The following is a 21,478-nucleotide window of genomic DNA, read 5'->3' as shown; positions in this document are numbered from 1 at the left end:
TTTGTGTCTTCATAACCTCAAATATATCATCTTGCTTTGGCTGTCACCCTCCTTTATTTCTTCAGCATACTTTCTGACACACCACCAAAGATTGAACAATAAAAAAGGGTCGGATTTATCATCTGACCCTTTTTTACGTGTTTTTCTCACTATTTTCTTGATACTAGAGCTTTTAGTTTAGCTCTAGCTTACCTGACAGCTTTTTGTAGTCTCCAACGATAGTGCCACCACCTGAGCAAAAGTAATTCAATGCATATTGATCTTGGCTATCTATCGTCAGCTTATCGCCTTTAAATTGCAGAAAGACTTTGCTGTCGTTAGCTATTGTCTCAAAAATAATCCCATGCGCGTCATCTTGACCCATCAAGGTAGCCTTACCGTCAAAATGGCAGGTTGGTTTTTTTACATCACTGCGCGCCCGCACCTTAATATCAATCTGCTCATTCCCTTCTGCTCTTATCACCACACCCACCCAATCATAGCCTTGCGCGCGCTTAGCATAACCTTCATCAGCATAATCGCCAACGACCGCTTGCACTGCTGACGAGCGCATCGTGATAGGTGGTGTGACGCTGTGGTTGTCCACATTGGCTTTGGTGGCGTTATTACAACCACTCAACGCCAATAAAGCAGTCGCTGTTATTGAAAGAGCGGCAAAAAAATGTGTATAGCGAGGTAGGGGAGTAATCATTTAAGTACCTTTTATAAGGGATGAATAAAGGATGGGTATAAGTTAGTAAAAATATGAATAATAAAACGACGTTGCTGGCAAGATAGTAGCGATTTAGAGTTATAAGGCTCACTTATCTCAGCGCGCTGCTCAAAGTTCAAGAAAGAATACCGTGTACCTAAAGCGTCGTCTACATAGTAAGCAATACCGTATCTTGCGCAAAAGTTACTACTTATAACACGATCGCCAAAACACTCATTAAAAAATAGTCTGTTTAGACTGACTAACAAAATTACTTATGCCAAGTTAATCACACGATAAGCGAATTCGTCACTAAGCGTTTGCCAAACAAGCTGCTAGCATATCTTTCCAGCATTGGATAGAACCAAAATCATAGTAGCTATTGAGAGCATATATGCAACCAAGCATTCAAAAAACATCTAACACGCTCAACTTTTCAAATATCGCATCACCTATTGAGACTATTGAAAGTCAAAACACCCCAGCACAGGTAACCAATGGCAGTGTTAAAGCCGGTAGCGTACTGGCGTTTGCGATGCTAATAACGGGCTGTAATCCTACCGAAGCCAATCAAAGTAAGGCGGCAAAAGCGGGTGATGTTAAAGACATTGACTTATTGAATGTGTCTTACGATGTATCACGCGACTTTTATAAAGACTACAACGCTTTATTCAGTGCGGATTATCAGCAACAACATCCGAACAGTAAGGTTAATATCAATCAATCACACGGTGGCTCAAGTAAACAAGCGCTGACGATTGCTAATGGGTTGCAAGCGGACGTGGCGACTTTAAACCAAGAAAGTGACATGAATTTGCTGGTTGAAAAGGGCTTGGTTGCCGCGGACTGGCAGCAAGCATTACCAAATAATGCCGTGCCTTATACCAGCACTATGGTGCTGTTAGTACGTGATGGCAATCCTAAAAACATCAAAGACTGGCAAGATTTGGCACGTCACGATATTAATGTAGTAATGCCAAATCCAAAAACTAGTGGTACGGCGCGTTATGCCTTTTTGGGTGCTTATGGTTATGGGTTGCATCACTTTAAAGAAGACAGTAACCAAAGCCCCATCCAAACCAATGATTTTATTCAAAAACTATTGGCAAATGTGGTTACTTATGACAATGGCGCGCGTGCAGCGACGACCAGCTTTACCCAACGCGGGCTCGGCGATGTTTTAATCACCACTGAAAACGAGGCGCATTTGGCCGCAAAGCAGTTTGCCAAAGGACAAGTCGATATTATCTATCCAAGCTATTCCATCGAGATTGCAAACCCAGTGGCGGTAGTGAGTGCAGTGACTGATAAAAGCGGTAAAACGGCAGCAGCAAATACTTATTTAACTGGCTTATGGGACGCGCCAGCACAGGAGCTGATGGCTAAGATGTATCTGCGCCCTAATAACGCAAAGATCCTTGCGGCTCATAAAGAGGATTTGCCTGAGATTGAAACCTTTGAGCCGGTGGCAGTATTTGGTTCATGGGAGCGGATTATGCAGACATTCTTTGTTGATGGTGGGCGTTTTGATCAGCTGGCACGAGCGAAGTAGATAGCAACTTATATAATCAGTTCGAAATAAAACCGATACAACTGTCATAAAGTAAATAGTAATGTGCTGTGGCTATAATTTTTTTTGCTTGCTATTCACAGGCGTGACAGAGGCTACAAAAAATTTATAGCCAATAACACTGTATCGTTTTTAAAGTGAATCCACTATATCCGAGCTATTATTTATCAAAATATTAAGATTATTGATTACTGGTAATGTTTAAGTGTTTGATAAGCTTGTACTTCCAAATCCTTTATTCCATTTTGGCAATAACATACGCATATTCATCATTAAACACAATAAGATGGCGCTGTTAGCATACTTACATTACCTAACAGACACCTTTGAGGGATTTATGAAAGACGTAGCAGGCTATCAACAAAAAAGTAAAACACTTAACGTCTTGAGCATTGCAGGCGTTGCATTGACCTTGGGTCTTGTAGGCTGTAGCAATAGCGAAAAGACAGAAACGACTGCTAATGCTGATGGCACACCAGCAACCACAGATGGTCAAAATATTGAATTGCTAAACGTTTCTTATGACGTGGCACGCGATTTTTATAAAGACTACAACCCTTTATTTATTGACCACTATAAAGCTGAAAACCCAAACAGTGAAATCCTAATCAAACAGTCGCATGGCGGCTCGAGTAAGCAAGCGTTGTCGGTTGCCAATGGTTTACAAGCAGATGTGGCGACCATGAACCAGGGATCAGATATTGAACTGCTTGAGAAAAAAGGCTTGGTCGAGTCAGATTGGGAAAGCAAGTTCCCTGATAATGCCGTACCTTTTACCAGCACTATCGTATTCTTGGTGCGTAAGGACAACCCAAAAGGCATTAGTGATTGGGAAGATTTGACCGAAGAAGGTGTTGAGATTGTGATGGCCAACCCAAAAGTCACGGGTAATGGTCGCTATGCATTCTTAGGGGCTTATGGCTATGGTTTACATGCGTTTGATAAAGATGAAACCCAAGCCAAAAGCTACGTTAAAGACATGCTCAAAAACGTCAAAGTCTATGAAAATGGCGGACGTGCCGCGACGACCACATTCGTTCAGCGTGGTATCGGTGATGTCTTAGTGACGTTTGAAAACGAAGCCAACTTGGCAGCGACTGATTTTGGGGTGGGTGAAGTGGATATCGTTTATCCAAAATACTCTATCAAGTCAGAAAGCCCAGTAGCGGTAGTGAAAACGGTAACCGATAAAAAAGGCACCACAGACGCGGCAAAAGCTTATCTTGATTATTTATGGAGCGAGCCTGCCCAGCAATTGGCGGCCAACCTTTACTTGCGCCCAAGTGTGAAAAGCGTCCTCGATAAAAACGGTGACAAATTACCACCAATCGAGACCTTCCGTCCAAATGATGCTTTTGGCACATGGGATGAGATCATGGGTACTTACTTTAGCGATGGTGGCGTGTTCGATCAGTTAGCCATCAACGCCCCAAAGTAACGATTTTATAACAGCCGTACCTGTCTAAGAATACTTTTTAAGAGCGCTTCCTAAGAGTCACTTCTTTAAAAACGGCGACTGCGCTACCTACCAAGGAATGCAGTAAGTCATGGAAAACTTCATAAAGGACATGGCCGCACACGCTATGTCCTTTATACCGTAAGCATATCTATAATACATTTGATACAACCGAGTGCTTGCGATAAGTACCATCAGCTAGGCAATAGGACACCACTATGAGTGCAACAACATCTTCTGCCAACAAACCTAATCACAAGAAAGGCTGGCTGACACGCTTACGTCAGCGCAATGTGCTACCAGGGTTTGGTCTGAGCATGGGCATCACTGTCTTTAGCTTATCGCTGTTGGTCGTACTACCGTTTGCCATGATGGCTTATACCACGACGCAAATGGGCTGGACAGGTTTTTGGCAAACGATTACCCAGCCGCAGGTCACTGCTGCTATTAAACTGAGCTTATGGATGTCATTTTTGGCGATGCTCACCAATATGGTGTTTGGCACACTGGTTGCTTGGGTGCTGGTTCGTTATGAGTTTTGGGGTAAGTCGTTGATTAATGCCTTGGTTGATTTACCGTTTGCGCTACCGACAGCGGTCACTGGTATTTCTCTTGCCACCCTTTATGCACCCAATGGTTTGATTGGACAGTGGTTCGCCAAGTTTGATATTCAGGTGGCGTTTACGCCATTAGGTATTTGGCTGGCATTAGTGGTAGTGAGTTTTCCCTTTATTGTCCGTGCCGTGCAGCCCGTGCTCGCCGAGCTATCGGTTGAGTTTGAAGAAGCAGCCGCAGTATTGGGCGCCAATCGTTTCACAACGTTTCGTAAGGTGATTTTGCCAGAGCTATTACCAGCATTATTAATGGGCGCTGGCATGATGTTTGCCCGTGCTACTGGTGAGTATGGCTCGGTAATTTTTATCGCTGGTAATATTCCGATGCAGTCTGAGATTTTACCACTAATTATTATCGGTAAATTAGAGCAGTTTGATATTCAAGGTGCTTCTGCAGTTGCGTTATTTATGCTGCTCATCTCATTTGTGATTTTGCTGACCATTAACATCGTACAGTGGAAGCTGTCGCGCCGTGTAGGAGCTCGCTAACATGCAAATATCTAATAGTTACGACTACCAAAGCAACGCAGCAACCAGAGATACGCCGTGGATACGCCGCACCTTTATCACCATCGCTGTTTTATTCATGGTTACCATGTTAGTCGTGCCATTACTGGCCGTATTTTATGAAGCCTTTAAAAATGGTTGGCAGCTGTATATTGCCTCATTGGTTGACCCTGAAGCTTTACAAGCCATCAAGCTCACGTTAATTACCGCTGGTATTGTATTGCCGATTAACATGGTGATGGGCATTGCGATTGCTTGGTTAGTGACGCGTTATCAGTTTAAGGGTAAGCAGCTGGTGACGACGTTACTTGATTTGCCATTTTCGGTCTCGCCAGTTGTGGCAGGTTTGATGTTTGTACTGCTATTTGGCTTGAACTCCACCGTGGGTGGCTGGCTTGAAAGTATGGGTTTTCAGGTCATTTATGCCGTACCAGGCATTGTACTAGCGACGTTGTTTGTGACCTTTCCCTTTGTAGCACGGGAACTGATACCGCTGATGCAAACCCAAGGCGATTCTGAGGAGCAAGCAGCATTGACCTTGGGTGCTAGTGGTTGGCAGACGTTTTGGCATGTGACGTTGCCAAACATCAAATGGGCGCTACTTTATGGTTTGATTTTGACCAATGCGCGGGCAATGGGTGAGTTTGGTGCGGTGAGCGTGGTCTCAGGTCATATTCGCGGTGAGACCAATACCATGCCACTGCTGGTCGAAATTGCCTATAACGATTATAACTTTACCGCCGCTTTTGCCTTATCAAGCTTACTTGCCGCCTTAGCGTTAGTGACGCTGCTGATACAACAAGTGATGACCAAGTTACAAGATCGTAAGTTTGCTAAATCTGAGCGCTTAATCAGTGCGCCTGAGCTACCGGTTAGCGCCAATGCCACAACTACTACGAACGCTGAAGATGTCAAAAATACGGATAAGGATAAAACCTTAGCAAAAAGTACCGGTCGTCTATAAGTGATACATTCATAAAGTAAATATCATAAAACCATCCGCCATATTAAGACGTTAAGCCAAAGATATAACAAGAGAACCCATTATGAGCATCGAGATTCGTAACGTTAATAAAAAATTCGGTAACTTTACTGCCTTAGACAACATTAATATAACCGTACCTACTGGCAAGTTGACCACATTACTGGGGCCGTCGGGTTGTGGTAAAACCACCTTATTGCGTATCATCGCCGGCTTAGAATATGCTGACTCTGGGCAGATATTGTTTGATGAGTTGGATGTGACCGATACGCCAGTACAAAAGCGCCATATCGGCTTTATGTTTCAACACTATGCCTTATTTCGCCATAAAAACATCGCTGATAATATCGGTTTTGGACTGACGTTACTGCCAAAGAATGAGCGGCCAAGCAAGGCTGATATCAATAAGCGCGTCGCAGAGCTACTCGAGTTAGTCCAATTGCCTCAAGTTGCCAATGCTTACCCGCACCAGTTATCAGGTGGTCAGCGTCAGCGTATTGCGCTGGCACGAGCGCTTGCCGTTAAACCAAAATTACTGTTACTCGATGAGCCATTTGGCGCGTTGGATGCCAAGGTGCGTAAAGAGCTACGTACTTGGCTAAAAAATATTCACCATGAGCTAGGTATCACCAGTATCATGGTGACCCATGATCAAGAAGAAGCACGCGCCGTGTCTGATGAGATTGTAGTAATGAACCAAGGGCGAGTAGAGCAGGTGGGAACGTCAGAAGAGCTGATACACCAGCCAGCCAACGCTTTTATTAGTGATTTTTTAGACTTGGTATAAAAATAGATACAGTTGACTCACGCTTAAAGGCATACAGCACTGCAATATTTTGGCTTTAACCTCATAAGCCTCTACTTTAGAACCAAAAAAAACACCTATATATGGGTGTTTTTTATTTTGTATTTTAAGCAAGTTTTGATAGCTGTTTATCCGTGCCTTTGGGCGATATCTGCTCATAGGTAATGTCCAAGATATCTTGACACCATTCTGGCAGATCATCAGCCACTTCGTACCACATCCAAGTGCCATCACGCACGCAGCTCAAAATTCCCAGTTTTTTTAAGTGATTCAGATGACGTGAGATGGTCGGCTGTGGTTGATCAAGTATTTCTACTAGCTCACCCACACAGCGTGACTGTTTATTGAACAGAATTTGAAAAATCTTTAGGCGTGTTGGATCAGACAGCACTTTAAATAACTCAAGTGGTTGGATTGTAGAATTATTATTAGACATAGAAAAATTCCAACTATAAATATTGGTTGATATGGGGATGGTCTTGGTTAAGATGGGGACAATATAACAGCAGTTATATAGAAAATCGATTAAAAAATGAGCTAAATTACAGTTCGTCGCTAATTTGCCACCTTTGATGATGTTCAGTTACATGTATACCTATATCCGCTGACATAAATTAAGTACGTGCAATATAAAAATACTTTGATGACCATATAATGTATCAAATGCTATTGCAAATGATAATAGTTATCGTTATTATATAACAAGCATTATAAATAATTTTGAATAATTTTGAATAAGCTTTGATAGAAACAAGGTTTTATAGACAAGCTTTTATAAAGTAGTCATCGAATAGCCGCATCCAGAGGAGCCAGCCCATGTACGTATGTATCTGCAACGACGTAAAAGAAAAGCAAATCCAAGCAGCCATTGCTTCAGGTATCGACACCCTTGATGGTCTAAAAGATACCCTTGATGTTGCGACATGCTGTGGATGCTGCGAGCCTATGGTCAATGACTATCTAGATGAACACCACGCCAGACTTGATGTTTTAGCTTATGCCGTCTAATAGATTGTTTTAAGTGCTTTTCTAGCCTAATGACTTGACTGCTATCTTTAGATAGCAGTTTTTTTATAAAATAAATACATTCAATATTCCGCACTTATCCTTAGCTTATTATACATAAAGGGTCAGTTGCGAGCGTCCACATAACCTTACTGAAACACTCACTTTAATCGCATCAATCCATATTGCTAGGCGTTGGGTTTGCCGTTACTACTGACAACGCTAGCTAATTATGATTCTCAACTAGCATCTTATTCTTAGTTCATAACATTACAAGCCGTATAACCACTATATGCTACTATATCTAGCTAACGTTGTAAGAGGTTTTATTGCCTTTGATCCTTACCGATCAGTTTACCAATAAAGCTATCTTTATATGCGTAATTATGAATGGATGGTCATCTGTAAAATATAAATAGGGGAGTATAGGTTATGATAGGTAGCCAAAAAGTCATTGATTATTTGAATTTTTTGTTGGGTGGTGAGCTTGCTGCTCGAGATCAATATTTCATTCATTCAGAGATGTATGCTGAGTGGCATTATGGAAAACTATATGATCGCATCAACCACGAAATGGAAGATGAAACCATGCATGCTCAGGCGATTATCCGTCGTATCCTGATGCTGAGCGGTACACCAAAAATGAGCGTCGATGAAATAAAAGTCGGCTCTACTGTTCCTGAAATGCTGCAACTTGACCTTGATCTAGAATATCAAGTACAGCAACATTTAAAGGACGGCATCGCGATTTGTGAAGAAGAGCACGATTACGTCACGCGTGAGATGCTGGTTGAACAGCTAAAAGATACTGAAGAAGATCATGCGCATTGGCTTGAGCAGCAGCTGCGTCTGATTGACATGATTGGTCTACCCAATTATCTACAAAGCCAAATGGCCGAAGTCAGCCCAAATCTTATTTAATATGACAAAACTATGTGGCTTATTACATTATAATAGATAAGGAGAGACATCATGAAAGGGGATAAAGAAGTCATTCGCAGCTTAAACAAAGTGCTTGGACAGTCGCTAATTGCGATTAATCAGTATTTTTTGCATGCGCGCATTGCACGTCATTGGGGATTAGAAGCCCTTAACGAAAGTTTCTATAAACAGTCTATCGCTGAGATGAAATGGTCAGATGATTTGATCGCACGAATCTTGTTACTAGGTGGTTTACCGAATTTACAAGATTATGGCAAGATGTTCATCGCAGAAGACGTGCCTGAGATGATTGACTGTAATCTGCGTTTAGAGAAGCAAAAGTTTGCCATCATTACCGATGCCGTCACGCTATGTGAGACACAGTCCGACTACGTTTCTCGTCAGCTATTGGTCACTTTAAAAGATGGTAATGAAGAGTATGAAGACTGGCTCGAGACGCAAGAAGACTTGATTGAAAGCATTGGCGTAGAGCGCTATATTCAATCGCAAATGAATGATGATGACACGCCTTAATTTTTAATTAATGCAGTGCTCATACTGATTTTATGGGCATTTATATCATCTAAAATGAGTCTTAAAACTTGCCAGCGTGTGATAGGTTTATACCCATTCACCCGCTGGTTTTTTTGTGTTTAAACCCTTTGTTTAAAATTGCATTTACACTTATATTGATACTTACATTTATATAAGCATCAATATAAGCCGCGACCGTCTTCGGGCTTTAATCGCAAAAAATACAATCCTGAAAGTATCGTCAAAATACCCATTATCCAGTACGTGGTCTGAAACGCAGTCAATGTATCCATCTGCAATCGCTCACGTAAGATATTCAGTACTGCGGCGCCAAAAGCAATACCAAAGCTGATGGCAAGCTGTTGATTGACCGCCATCAAGCTATTACCACTACTGGTCTGTGTACCTTCTAAATCGCCAATAGTAATGGTATTCATCGCACTGAACTGCATAGAGTTACAAGCGCCCATGATGGTCAATATTGGAATAAACCACAGCCACTGGGATGCGTCCGTAAACTGCGCCAAGACAATAATGAGTATGCCTATTAAACCGGTATTGATCACCAATACTTTACGGTAGCTAAAACGCTGAATGATTTTGCTGACCCAAGGCTTGATACCTATCGCACCAACCGCAATAGGAGCAAGCAGCCAACCTGCCTGTGACGGAGAGTACTCAAACACCACTTGTAATAATAATGGCAATAAAAATGGCACCGCGCTGATGCCAAGGCGGGTAAATAAGTTGCCTGTAATGCCAATACGAAAGGTGCGGATATCAAATAAGCTGAGTGGAAATAGCGGGGTTGAACGGCGTTTGGCATGCCAGACATAAGCACCTATCAAAAGGCTCGCGCCTAAACCAAGCATTAACCCATAAAGCCCGCGACCTGTCTGTGAACCAAACTCTACTGCAAGGGTAAAACCGCAAGCGGCAGCCGCAAACAATAAAAAACCCATCCAATCCAGCCGTTTGGTATCCTCAAATAATGCGGGCACCAGTTTTTTACCCATAAAGAACCCTACAATACCCATAGGGATATTAATCAAAAATATCCAATGCCAACTGGTATATTGTACGATATAACCACCCAGTACTGGCCCCACCAAAGGCGCAATCAAGGCAGGTATTACCGCAAAATTCATCACTGTTAAGAGCTTGTTACGTGGATAGGACTTAACCAATATCAAACGCGCCACAGGCGTCATCATCGCCCCACCAATGCCTTGTATCACCCGTGAGCCAATCAAAAAGTCTAGCGTTGGTGATGCAGCACACAATAGCGAGCCAATACAAAAGATGATAATCGCTACTAAGAATACGCGGCGTGTGCCGTATTTATCCGCCAAAAAACCGCTGATGGGAATAAATATCGCTAAGGTTAAGGCATAGCTAATAACTGCCCATTGCATTTTTAGTGGTGATTCACCCAGCGCTTGTGCCATTTGCGGCAATGAGGTATTTAAAATAGTGGCGTCTAAGATTTGCATAAATAGTGCTACCGCGAGTACATAAGGTAGGTATTTATCTTGTGTCGGGGTTAGGGTTACCATATTGACGTCACCATATTTAAGACTGTTATTATTTAAAAGTTGCATCAGGCACTCACAGCCACAGCGCCTCTTAACACTTGGTTAAAAAACCATCTCTAAAAAACATTAATTGTGCGTAGTATAAAAACAACTGCTCAGTAGTTAAAGAGCGGCAAAGTAACGGTATACGCCTAACACTCAAGGTAGCGATTTTAAAACCTCATAGGCTACTTATAAGATAGGTTACAAGACAGGACTTTAATACAGTGGGTAATCCTCGTTATAGTAGGACGGTCATGCTGAGAACCACTGTATTGATTTCAATCACATGTATTTAAATTCTCTTTAATAAAAAAACAAAAGAAGAATAGGTAATATTATGAGTAATGATAATAGTCCATCTAATAACAATTCATCTAATAAAAGCACAAGCGGCTACACACCACCCAAAGTCTGGACACAAGACAAAGAAAACGGTGGTAAATTCGCCAGTATCAATCGTCCTACAGCTGGCGCGCGCCATAACAAAGAGCTACCAGTAGGTGACGCACCGTTACAGCTGTACTCACTGAATACCCCAAACGGGGTAAAGGTAAACATGCTACTAGAAGAGCTGGCTGAGCTGGGTGTCAAAGGTGCAGAGTACGATGCGTATCAAATCGACATCTCCAAAGGAGATCAGTTTGGCTCAGGCTTTGTGGCCATCAACCCCAATTCAAAAATACCAGCCTTGGTCGATCACTCTAGTAGTGATACCGGTGAGCCTATTGCACTCTTTGAGTCTGGTGCTATCTTAATCTATTTAGCAGAAAAATTTGGTAAGTTTATACCTATGACGCAAGGTAAAGCACGGGCAGATTGTCTGTCTTGGGTTATGTGGCAGGTAGGCAGTGCGCCTTTTTTAGGCGGGGGTTTTGGACATTTCTATGCCTATGCCCCAGAACCATTAGAGTACCCAATCAACCGTTATACGATGGAAGCCAAACGTCAGCTCGATGTGCTTGATAACCATCTAAAAGACAATAAATATATGTGTGGCAATGCGTCCGAAGATTATAATATTGCTGATATGATTGTCTGGGCATGGTATGGGCAATTGGTGCTTGGCAAGCTTTATGATGCAGCAGAGTTCTTACAAGTTGATGACTATAAAAACGTGCAGCGTTGGGCGAAGACAATTGCTGAACGCCCAGCCATCAAACGTGCAATGGATCTTACTCTAAAACCAATTGATTGATAGGGTTAGATTATATTCAGGATGGTATGTATAAGACTGCTAGGCGACTTGCTTATCAGTCTTATTTTTTCAACTATCATTCTTTATTTCTATATGGTTATACTAAAATAGCGGTATATTTTTATGATTACATAATGATACATTGTTATAATAGTTAGAAACATTAATACGTTAACATAGCAGATACTACTGTTATGAACAGGTATTCATACTACTCTTATTGATAGGGGATGATTATGAAGGATGGCAACCATAAGCTCATAAATCTGTCACAGAGAGCAGGCAATGGCGACCTGTATTTTGCGAGTGCCAAAACCACAGCCATTCAATACCATCAATATATGGACGTCAAAAAACACTCAACATTGTATGAGATGATTCACTTAAAAAATAATGCTAAAAAAATAAAAAAGACACCTTTAATAATGATAAAAAACAAACTGTTATATCCTATATTTGCCATCGTAAGCACGGCTTTATTTAGTACAGCGAGCATGGCAAATGCCAGTATTGAGCTTACCAGCCATGATTGGCAAGTCGCCTGTGACAATACTGGCACTTGCCGGCTGGCAGGTTATCAAGCAGAAAACAATAGTGAGTTCCCCATATCGGTATTGCTGGTACGCCGTGCAGGGGCAAATGCTGGCGTGGATGGTAAGGTAAAGCTTGGCGGGGCAAAAGAAAGCTCTTCTAAAGCTTTAATGCAGCTGGGTAATCGACATCGTATATCATTGTTTATCAACGATAAAAATTATGGTGAAACCAAACCTTTCTCAGCAACAGCGGGCAACGCTGAACTAACTTCAACACAGGTAACAGCACTGTTGGACGCGCTAACTAAATCGAGTAAGATTGAGCTGGTATTGCGTAATTCACGCTGGCAGCTTTCTGATAAGGGTGCCAATGCTGTCATGCTGAAAGCAGATGAGTTTCAAAAACGAGTGGGGACCACCAGTGCTTTAATCAATGCTGACAGCTCCGTTAAATCTAGTAATGGGGTGCTGTTACCTAAGGCTGCGCCGTCTTTAAGATTTGTCGCACCCGACCCTCAAGCCCCCTCTAAGAATAAGAAGAAATTTGCCATGAAATCGTCGCAGCTGGCGGCCTTGATGAAGGGCACTATGAAGGATGCGAGTAGTGCATGCCCAAGCCTGTCAGATAAGTCACCATGGCGTGTCAGTCGTCTAAATAGCTCACAGCTGTTGGCACAGCATGACTGCTGGACAGGCTCTTATAACACAGGGACGGGCGTTTGGGTCATTAACGACAGCAAGCCTTACAACCCCACACTGGTGACTACTGATGCCACAGATTATGATGATGGCTATCTAACTTCTGTACAAAAAGGTCGCGGTATTGGTGACTGTTTAGCCAAGGTTAATTGGGTATGGACAGGGAAAGCGTTTGAAAAGAGCCATGAAAGCACCACTGGACTGTGCCGTATGGTCGAAGCAGGCGGCGCATGGCAGCTACCAACCTATGTTACAGAAGTTAAAACGACACGTTGATTTTTAATATAACCGTCAAAATGATGCCTATTTACACAATAACTAGAAAAATAGTTATAGATAGTTATTTTACTGTGCTATACTGCGTCGCCACGTTAGCATAGACTTTCGTGAATTATGAGATTGATAACATCGCCTGCGATTTTGGGTCTAGGATGACCATAAGTAATTGTTGCCGATGATTTTGTGTACTTAAATAACGTTTTATAAAATATCAGTTATTTTTGACTCATATCTTATCTACTAAATCATAAGTATGGTTTAGATTGGTTGTTATTTGACTTTATCTGCTTTGGACAAAGCATCGATAACGCGCTTATATCAAGCAAGGATAAGACACTCGGCACTACCACCAAAATACGTCAGACAGCACAAACGCATTTATTGTAGAGGCTCTAAGCTTTAATGGCTTGGCTTCTGATTATCGACACTTTTATGTGGTCCGGTAATTCTTTAATAAAGGCAGCGTGGTGAACGGTTATCAGTGGTATGCATCAAGCTTGCTGAATTTACAGCAACTTATACTTACCAAGGATCCTCATGACCGATATCTTATCTAGCATCGCCGCTGAAAACGGCATTATCGAAAGCAACGATACTCCAAATACTGATTCTAGCAATCAAGCGGCTACTACTGACGCTACCGAAGAAAACAAAATCACTTTTGCTGAACTAAACATTGCCAAGCCAATTCTTAGCGCGCTTGATCGCAGTGGCTATACCAATCCAACCCCTATTCAAGAACAAGCCATTCCTTTTGCTTTAGCCGGTCGCGACTTATTATTGTCAGCGCAAACGGGTAGTGGTAAAACAGCAGCATTCGTTATCCCTGTACTTGATCGTTTAAGCCGTGCAACCAGCTTCGACAAACTAACCAAAGCCCTTATCCTAACGCCAACGCGCGAACTTGCTCAGCAAGTACATGACAGTGTGCGTACTTACTCTAAAGATATGCGCGGTATCTTCTGTGTGCCATTAGTCGGCGGCGCACCATATAATGGTCAGATTACTGCGTTGAAAAAAGGCGTTCAAGTCATCGTTGCAACCCCAGGTCGTTTACTTGACCATATCAATGCAGGCCGCGTTGACTTATCAAACCTAGAAGTATTGGTACTTGACGAAGCTGACCGTATGCTTGACATGGGTTTTGCTGATGACATCAGCGATATTCTTCGTGCCGCACCGACTGATCGTCAGACCATTATGTGTTCAGCAACTTGGGACGGTCCTGTTGGAAAAATCGCTGCCAGCTTTACAAAGAATCCTGAGCGCGTTTCAATCAAAGTTGAATCAGCACACATCGAAGAAAAAGTATATTACTGTGATGATTTTGAGCACAAAAACAGATTGCTTGATAAAATCGTTTGCCAGCCTGAGATGGAACAAATCATTATCTTTGCTGCCACCAAACGTAGCACTGAAAAGTTAGCGAAATCTTTACAAGAACAAGGCCATAAAGCCAGCTTCTTACATGGTGATTTACCACAAAGTAAGCGTAACCGTATCGTACAAGACTTGCGTAATGGCAAGTGCAAAATCCTAGTTGCGACTGACGTTGCTGCTCGTGGTCTAGACGTGCCAGCACTATCACACGTGATTAACTATGACTTACCACGTCAGACAGAAGATTACGTCCATCGTATCGGTCGCTGTGGTCGTGCCGGTCGTACTGGTGTTGCTATCAGCTTATGTAGCATGGATGATCGCCCTCAGCTAAATGCTATCAACCGCTATTTAGATCGTAAAATGGAAGTATCAGTCATCGAAGGCATGGAGCCTAAGAAAACATACGTTCCTAGCGATAATAAAGGTAAAGGCCGTGGCCGTGGTCGCGGACGTTCTAATGGCGGCGGTGGTCAAGGTCGTGGTCGTTCAGGCGGTGGTTATCAAGGTAAGCCACGCGATTCATCTGGCAAACCAAATGAGCGTTCAGGTGGCAAGCCGTATCAAGGCAAACGCACTGGTGCTCCTAGCCGTGGTGATGGCACAGGCGTTCCACGTGGTGAGCGTGCAGCAAGCGGTCGCGGTCGTCCAAGTGGCAGCCAAGGTCGCCCAGCAGGTCGTTCTGACAGCCGTGGCCAAGGCCGCTCAAACGGCGGCAACCGTGGTAACAACTCGTAATAACGCTATCGTTAACGATTAATAAAGGTTTTAATAAAAACCATTAATCTAAAATCTAATCGTATAACTTAGCATTAAAAAGCCAGATACTCGTTATCTGGCTTTTTTGTGTGTAATGGTTCTGTGTTTATTCAAGCAGTACTGGATAGGCTGGTTGCGCTCATTAAACTTAACTCTGCACTTAATAGTGACTTGCGCGTCTTTTTCGCCTTGTCTATACTGACAAGCCTTTACTCATCGTGTGCCGTGGAGCCATTTGATGCCTGATATTTCTCATTTAGCAATTGACAGTTTGCCCTTAGCATTTGGCATCATCATGGCCATTATTGGCTTGGTCTTTTATACCCAAGGTTTGCCAGGTAAGTTCTGGCGACGTTTTTATGCGGTATTGCCTGGTATCGTGCTGTGTTGTTTTATACCAGCAACGCTGAATAGCTTGGGTGTCTTTGCCGATGGTATTGGCGCACAGATTTATGGCTTTACTGCGACCTATCTATTGCCGGCAAGTTTGCTGCTGATGACCTTATCGATGGATGTCCCTAAAATATTGGGGTTGGGCTGGAAAGCTATTGCCATGTTCTTCGCGGCTAGTGTCGCTATTGTCATCAGTGGCCCTATGAGCTTAGGTATCGCTAAATGGGTATCGCCCGAGATGTTTACCGACGATACTTTATGGCGTGGATTTTCGGCGGTAGCGGGTAGCTGGATTGGCGGCGCGGCCAACCAAGCGGCGATGAAAGAGCTGTTTGGTGTTAGTGATGACTTGTTTGGCATGATGATATTGGTTGACACCACCAACGCTTCATTATGGCTACTGGCTATCTTGGTCATGGCAAAACACAGCGCTAAGATAGATCGCTTCTTAAGAGCAGATAGCAGTAGTATTGATAAAGTAATTAAAGCAGTGGAGAGCTATGAGCGTGATCATGCGCGCCCAGCGACGCTCAATGACTTGATGGTGATGTTCGGCTTATGTTTTGCCATGGTCGGAGTGGCGCATTTTATTGGTGGGCAGATTGCAGGATTCTTTGCACCCTATAGCTGGGCGGTACAATACAGCTTTGCTAGCTCGTTTTTTTGGATGGTGGTGATTATCACATTAATAGGCGTTATCTTTTCTTTTACTAAGATACGCCGTCTTGATCATGTAGGTGCTTCCAAAATTGGTACGGTGTTTATCTTTGTATTGATTGCGGCTATCGGTATGCAAATAAATCTAGCTGGCATTGTCTCACAGTGGCGCTTACTGCTGATTGGTCTGTTATGGATGAGCATCCATGTCGTGATTGTCTTTGCTGTCGCTAGGATGATTCGTGCGCCGTTCTTCTTTTTGGCAGTCGGCTCAAACGCTAATACCGGCGGCGCATCATCAGCACCGATTGTCGCAACGGCTTTTCATCCATCGCTTGCGCCAGTTGGGGTGTTTTTAGGGATATTGGGTTATGCGGCGGGTACATTTGGCGGTTATATCAGTACGCAGATGATGCGGCTGGTAGTGGGCTAATCTTAGGGCTTACAGCGACATCACCACAACCAAACCTTCATCCGGACCAATCTTGCCATCACATATGTCTTGGTAAACGTCTTTTAGGCTATTGAGACCATCCAGCTCTTTAATCTTAAGCCAAGGGGTGGTTTTTGCCGCGCTTTTCATTATATAGCTCAGAGAGCGTTTGTTAAATTCATCATAGCCCCATTCCTTCATACGTTGCTGCATATGGCTGGGTGCAAAAAACTGATGACTACGTTCTTGAATAATACCATCGGCACCTCGAGCTTCATCCCAGTGGGTTAAACCGACATTACTAGTGTAGCGCATGTTATCACCTAGATGCTTATGCAGTCGACTGAGCAGATCCGCATTGGCTGACATGTCAACGATGACAGTTGGCTTACTTGCATCAATCTGCTCAAGGTTGCCATAGCTTAATACGCTATCATAGGCGTCAATTGAGTTGACAAAGTCTAGATGCTGATCTGATGTGAGACCAATGATATGCGGTGCGTCTTTATCATCCGTTAAACCGTAGGCCAATCCCGTACTGGTCTTGCTAGAAGCACTGATAATAATGACTTGTTCAGCGCCAAACCAGTCATTATTTTTTAGCAGGTCATATAAACAAAAGGACGCCATATGTAAGGGAAATAACAGCATCCGTTGATTGTCATTAGCCTTATCATAACCCGGTTCATGGTTTACCCGCTGATACATATTATAGGTAGGGGGTAGCTGTACACGTTGCTCACTGCCATCGGTTAATCCCTTGGGCGTAATTTTCGTCGGTTTTAGCACTAAATTATCGGCTGGCGGGAAGTAACCAAAAAGCCGTTCGCCAACTGGCAACTCAGTATTGTTTGATTCGATCACATCAGCAAAACCCCATACGGGGATAATGCCCCATTGTTTAGCATCTTCACCATGTGGCGGGAAGAATTGCCAATACTGTAATTGATCGCCCATTGCCGCATAGGTAATGTTGTTGGCGGTAAAGGCAAAGCGGTCGACTTCGACTAAAACTTCATTATCGCCAACTGTGTTGATCGGTGCTGGTATTAACCGACTTTGGGTTATGTCTTTTTCGTTGGTTTGAAATTCTTGCACAGCGCGCTCCTTTTCCTTAATATTTGACGACCAAAAAGATAAATTAGCAAAGTTAATGATAGCGCTGTGTAATATGATGTTATGGTTCAGTGATATTAAAAGGAAATAAAATGTTCAGCATAATAAAAGATTGGCGCGAGCAGCGTATTTTGGATAACAGTGAATTTACCAATAGCGACTGGATGCAAGCTGCTAAGCGTATTGTGATATTGGATAGATTAAACGAGGATGAGTTAACACGTTTGTTTGAGTCAGCGACCTTGTTTTTACATGATAAGTCGATTACCGGTGCACAAGGCTTTGAGATTACCAATGCGGTCAGACAGTCTATTGCCTTACAAGCTTGTTTGCCTATCCTAAATCTTAGTCTTGAATGGTACGATGGCTGGACATCAATCATCATTTATCCTGGTTCTTATAAAAGCGAAACCACCAGCGTAGATGAGTTCGGCATTGTCCATGAAGGTCACCAACATCGTAGTGGTGAGGCGTGGCAACGTGGTCCTGTTATCTTGTCATGGAAGGACGCCAAGCATGCAGGCGAGCGTGATGGTCATAATGTCGTCATTCATGAGTTTGTACATAAGCTTGATATGCTAAATGGACGTGCCAACGGCTTTCCGCCACTGCAACCTGATATGGATCCTAATAGATGGACAGACACAATGACGCGCGACTTTGAAGACTTTCAAACCCATCGAAAATCAGGACTGGATCGTTATGGTGCCACCAATCCAGCGGAGTTTTTTGCCGTACTCAGTGAAGTGTTTTTTGAGACGCCGCAAAAACTAGTAGACGCTTATCCTGATATTTACGATATTATGGTTAAGTTCTTTCTTCAAGCGCCACTTGAGCCAAAATCGTAAGCGCGGCTGATTCATATTAGGTTCATGTACTCTTCGTAGGATGCATAAAGGAAGAGTAAAGTAATAGAACAGCGCATATGTGAGGAAAAACAATGGAAGTGAATAATCTCATGAATGATGAAACGGCAAAAGTAGAGATATACGAAAGCGCTGATGGTCAAACTCAGATTGAGATTCGACTAGAACGCGATACTTTATGGCTTTCACAAGCTCAATTGGCAACACTATTTGAGAAAGACTCCGACACCATAGGTTTGCATCTAAAAAATATCTATAAAGAGGGTGAATTAGACCCAGAAGCAACTACCGAGCAATCCTCGGTAGTTCGTCAAGAAGGAAAACGGCAAGTTCGGCGTAATCTTCGTTTTTACAATCTAGATGCTATTATTTCTGTGGGGTATCGTGTTAACTCTAAAAAAGGCACTCAGTTCCGTATATGGGCAACCCAACGTCTACGTGAATACTTGGTACAAGGCTATACACTCAACCAACAACGCTTCGATAAAAATTCTGCTGAATTACAACAAGCGTTAAACTTAATCAAAAAAACGGCGCAAAGTCCTGAGCTCAAGACCGATGAAGGGCGCGGCTTGGTTGAGATTATTAGCCGCTATACACAGACGTTTTTATGGCTACAGCGCTATGATGAAGGGTTGCTCGACGATCCAGCAGGGCAAGATGGGGGTATATTGCCCAGCCCAACTGAAGCAATGGTAGCGCTGAACAACCTAAAAGCGCAGCTGATAGATAGGGGTGAGGCGACTGAGCTATTTGCCAAACCTCGCGGTGATGATTTAGATAGTGTGCTTGGTAATTTACAACAAACCGTATTTGGAGAGCCTGCATACCCAACAATCGAGAGCAAAGCGGCGCATTTACTGTATTTTATGGTGAAAAACCATCCGTTTACCGATGGTAATAAGCGCAGCGGTGCTTTTTTGTTCGTAGATTTTTTACATCGTAATAACCGACTGTTAAACGACCAAGGCGAGATGGTGATTAATAACACGGGTCTTGCAGCGTTAACACTACTGGTCGCTGAATCCGACCCCAATCAAAAAGAAACCTTGATTAAACTGATTATGAATATGCTGTCGTTAGAGGCTTGATAAGCTGATTAGCAATTAACACTAATGACGGTAAAAAAAGGCTGGCACGAGCAGCGAATAATAAATGAGAATGAGTTTTTCAGTTGAGCTAGCAGCATGAATTTTAGGTATTTATAGCAATATTTGAATATATATAATGTGTATGAACAAAAAGGGCAGTGTATTATTCAATTAATACGCTGCCTTTTATTTATATCTTTCTATAACCATATGTTTTTATTATAAAAAAACTAAACCGTCCATTGGTCGTTGATAATAGCGATCAAATAACGCTTGCCTTGATAGTCGTCGAATACCAAGCGCATGGCGCGCCAATCGATTCCTTCATATTCATCCGTACCTTTATAGTAAAAATCAACCACATCTGATGTTGGATAGATGTCTTTGACGTTATTGATCATATTACCTCTAGATTCAGGGTTATTGATTGTGATGTGCGCTTCGTTAAATTTTTTGGCATCCACCCAAGTCTCTAGGTATTCTGGGAGCGGAATCACTAAAGGCTCACCAGAACCATCACGTTCACCCCAAGTAAAGCGAATCCGAGGTTTTTGCAGGTATTGAGCGAATTGATCACGACTAAAGACCTTATCAGTCTTAGGATTCACATAGGCATACATTGAGACACGAACGCCACGAGTCGGATGGATATCATTGGTGATTCTTGCAAAGTCATTATTAGCGAGTGCGCGCTGAATACGCAGTGCTTGCTGTCTAAGTGTTTGCTGGCTGTTATCAGGTATGACCGATGCTGAGGTATCATTATTTTGCTGATTGAGTATCTTAACATTGGGTTCAGCAGAAGAGGAACAGCCAGTAGTGACTAATATTGAAACAACGCACGCAGCAGTCGTTAACTTATAAAGATAAGGCGGTAAAATATTAAAACAAGGTGATGGCATCATAAGAATCTCCTTATCGCAGTGGTTATTGTCATAAATAGCATCTTAGATTAACACATGAAGTGCAATACCAAATGTGAGGTGAAAAAAAGACCTAGATGCGCTAGCATCAAAGTTTTTATCCACCGACCAAAGTGAGATTGCAACCATGAACTATACACATCTAAGCCTAGGTGAACGATACCAGATTTATGCCCTTAAAGGGGCAAAACATAGTATTAAATTTATAGCGAGGGCGTTAAACAGAAGTCCCAGCACCATATCAAGAGAGCTTAGGCGTAATAAAGGCCTGCGCGGTTACCGAGCAAAGAATGCTAATAACAAGGCTTGTGACAGACGGTCAAACAATGCGCCCAGCATCATCGCTGACGTATGGGATTGGGTCACAGATAAGCTAAAAGACAGCTGGAGTCCTGAACAAATAGCCGGCGTTCATGGTGGTATTAGTCACATGAGCATCTATCGCTATATTTGGCGTGATAAGAGGCAAGGCGGCACATTGTGGCAGTGTCT

20 protein-coding genes are annotated in these 21,478 nt (G+C 42.8%); 15 read left to right on the top strand and 5 right to left on the bottom strand.

From position 1 onward, the window contains the following. Nucleotides 1–172 precede the first annotated feature (172 nt). Nucleotides 173–691, bottom strand: coding sequence for a hypothetical protein (locus EI162_RS08865; protein ID WP_192524016.1), 519 nt, complete (start codon nucleotides 689–691; stop codon nucleotides 173–175). 394 nt (nucleotides 692–1,085) lie between these two features. Here EI162_RS08865 and EI162_RS08860 point away from each other — a divergent pair, with 394 nt between their 5' ends. The 5 genes from EI162_RS08860 to EI162_RS08840 all read left to right on the top strand — a co-directional run bounded on the left by EI162_RS08860 (nucleotide 1,086) and on the right by EI162_RS08840 (nucleotide 6,607). After that, a complete protein-coding gene (locus EI162_RS08860) occupies nucleotides 1,086–2,243 on the top strand; it encodes a sulfate ABC transporter substrate-binding protein (protein ID WP_225735147.1) in 1,158 nt (385 codons plus the stop codon). A 355-nt stretch (nucleotides 2,244–2,598) separates the two neighbouring features. Next, nucleotides 2,599–3,699, top strand: coding sequence for a sulfate ABC transporter substrate-binding protein (locus tag EI162_RS08855; RefSeq protein WP_192524015.1), 1,101 nt, complete (start codon nucleotides 2,599–2,601; stop codon nucleotides 3,697–3,699). Between the two features lie 236 nt (nucleotides 3,700–3,935). After that, nucleotides 3,936–4,820 carry a sulfate ABC transporter permease subunit CysT gene (cysT, locus tag EI162_RS08850; RefSeq protein ID WP_192524014.1) on the top strand — a complete coding sequence of 295 codons (885 nt, stop codon included), beginning with the start codon at nucleotides 3,936–3,938 and terminating at the stop codon, nucleotides 4,818–4,820. A 1-nt stretch (nucleotide 4,821) separates the two neighbouring features. Further along, nucleotides 4,822–5,802, top strand: coding sequence for a sulfate ABC transporter permease subunit CysW (cysW, locus tag EI162_RS08845; RefSeq protein ID WP_192524013.1), 981 nt, complete (start codon nucleotides 4,822–4,824; stop codon nucleotides 5,800–5,802). A gap of 82 nt (nucleotides 5,803–5,884) precedes the next feature. Continuing rightward, nucleotides 5,885–6,607 carry a sulfate/molybdate ABC transporter ATP-binding protein gene (locus EI162_RS08840; RefSeq protein WP_192524012.1) on the top strand — a complete coding sequence of 241 codons (723 nt, stop codon included), beginning with the start codon at nucleotides 5,885–5,887 and terminating at the stop codon, nucleotides 6,605–6,607. Between the two features lie 124 nt (nucleotides 6,608–6,731). Here the strand turns inward: EI162_RS08840 and EI162_RS08835 are convergent, their stop codons facing one another. After that, entirely contained in the window at nucleotides 6,732–7,061 is a 330-nt protein-coding gene (locus EI162_RS08835; RefSeq protein WP_192524011.1) for an ArsR/SmtB family transcription factor, read from the bottom strand. A gap of 380 nt (nucleotides 7,062–7,441) precedes the next feature. Between EI162_RS08835 and EI162_RS08830 the strand changes: the two genes are divergently transcribed. From EI162_RS08830 to bfr (EI162_RS08820), 3 genes are all read left to right on the top strand, one after another. After that, a complete protein-coding gene (locus EI162_RS08830; RefSeq protein WP_192524010.1) occupies nucleotides 7,442–7,633 on the top strand; it encodes a bacterioferritin-associated ferredoxin in 192 nt (63 codons plus the stop codon). Between the two features lie 429 nt (nucleotides 7,634–8,062). Beyond that, a complete protein-coding gene (bfr, locus tag EI162_RS08825; RefSeq protein ID WP_192524009.1) occupies nucleotides 8,063–8,551 on the top strand; it encodes a bacterioferritin in 489 nt (162 codons plus the stop codon). A 51-nt stretch (nucleotides 8,552–8,602) separates the two neighbouring features. Next, nucleotides 8,603–9,085, top strand: a complete 483-nt coding sequence (gene bfr, locus EI162_RS08820; protein ID WP_192524008.1) for a bacterioferritin — start codon at nucleotides 8,603–8,605, stop codon at nucleotides 9,083–9,085. 179 nt (nucleotides 9,086–9,264) lie between these two features. Here bfr (EI162_RS08820) and EI162_RS08815 read toward each other — a convergent pair whose 3' ends face one another. Next, the gene (locus tag EI162_RS08815; RefSeq protein ID WP_192524019.1) at nucleotides 9,265–10,641 is read right to left on the bottom strand and encodes a DHA2 family efflux MFS transporter permease subunit; all 1,377 of its coding nucleotides are present in this window, start codon (nucleotides 10,639–10,641) and stop codon (nucleotides 9,265–9,267) included. Between the two features lie 358 nt (nucleotides 10,642–10,999). Between EI162_RS08815 and yghU the strand changes: the two genes are divergently transcribed. The 4 genes from yghU (at nucleotide 11,000) to EI162_RS08795 (ending at nucleotide 16,990) form a co-directional block, all read left to right on the top strand. Further along, entirely contained in the window at nucleotides 11,000–11,857 is an 858-nt protein-coding gene (yghU, locus tag EI162_RS08810; protein WP_192524007.1) for a glutathione-dependent disulfide-bond oxidoreductase, read from the top strand. Nucleotides 11,858–12,093: 236 nt separating this feature from the next. Continuing rightward, entirely contained in the window at nucleotides 12,094–13,365 is a 1,272-nt protein-coding gene (locus tag EI162_RS08805) for a DUF1176 domain-containing protein (RefSeq protein WP_225735149.1), read from the top strand. A 540-nt stretch (nucleotides 13,366–13,905) separates the two neighbouring features. Next, nucleotides 13,906–15,486 (top strand): DEAD/DEAH box helicase, encoded by a 1,581-nt coding sequence (locus tag EI162_RS08800; protein ID WP_192524006.1) that lies wholly within the window; start codon nucleotides 13,906–13,908, stop codon nucleotides 15,484–15,486. Between the two features lie 259 nt (nucleotides 15,487–15,745). Continuing rightward, nucleotides 15,746–16,990 (top strand): DUF819 domain-containing protein, encoded by a 1,245-nt coding sequence (locus tag EI162_RS08795; RefSeq protein ID WP_192524005.1) that lies wholly within the window; start codon nucleotides 15,746–15,748, stop codon nucleotides 16,988–16,990. 9 nt (nucleotides 16,991–16,999) lie between these two features. Here EI162_RS08795 and EI162_RS08790 read toward each other — a convergent pair whose 3' ends face one another. Next, a complete protein-coding gene (locus EI162_RS08790) occupies nucleotides 17,000–18,088 on the bottom strand; it encodes a DUF2855 family protein (RefSeq protein WP_192524004.1) in 1,089 nt (362 codons plus the stop codon). Nucleotides 18,089–18,198: 110 nt separating this feature from the next. Between EI162_RS08790 and EI162_RS08785 the strand changes: the two genes are divergently transcribed. Further along, nucleotides 18,199–18,954, top strand: coding sequence for a zinc-dependent peptidase (locus tag EI162_RS08785; protein ID WP_192524003.1), 756 nt, complete (start codon nucleotides 18,199–18,201; stop codon nucleotides 18,952–18,954). A gap of 92 nt (nucleotides 18,955–19,046) precedes the next feature. Beyond that, on the top strand, nucleotides 19,047–20,063 hold the full coding sequence (gene rhuM, locus EI162_RS08780; protein WP_225736938.1) for a RhuM family protein: 1,017 nt from the start codon (nucleotides 19,047–19,049) through the stop codon (nucleotides 20,061–20,063). A gap of 230 nt (nucleotides 20,064–20,293) precedes the next feature. Here the strand turns inward: rhuM and EI162_RS08775 are convergent, their stop codons facing one another. After that, entirely contained in the window at nucleotides 20,294–20,968 is a 675-nt protein-coding gene (locus tag EI162_RS08775) for a hypothetical protein (protein WP_192524002.1), read from the bottom strand. 145 nt (nucleotides 20,969–21,113) lie between these two features. Here EI162_RS08775 and EI162_RS08770 point away from each other — a divergent pair. Continuing rightward, the coding region (locus EI162_RS08770) for a helix-turn-helix domain-containing protein (protein WP_192524001.1) at nucleotides 21,114–21,478 on the top strand (365 nt) is incomplete at its 3' end.

Origin of the sequence: Psychrobacter sp. FME6 (genome assembly GCF_014861365.1) — a bacterium.
Taxonomy (GTDB): domain Bacteria; phylum Pseudomonadota; class Gammaproteobacteria; order Pseudomonadales; family Moraxellaceae; genus Psychrobacter.
The sequence above is the reverse complement of the archived record's forward strand: the minus strand, read 5'-3'. Positions and strand labels throughout refer to the sequence as shown.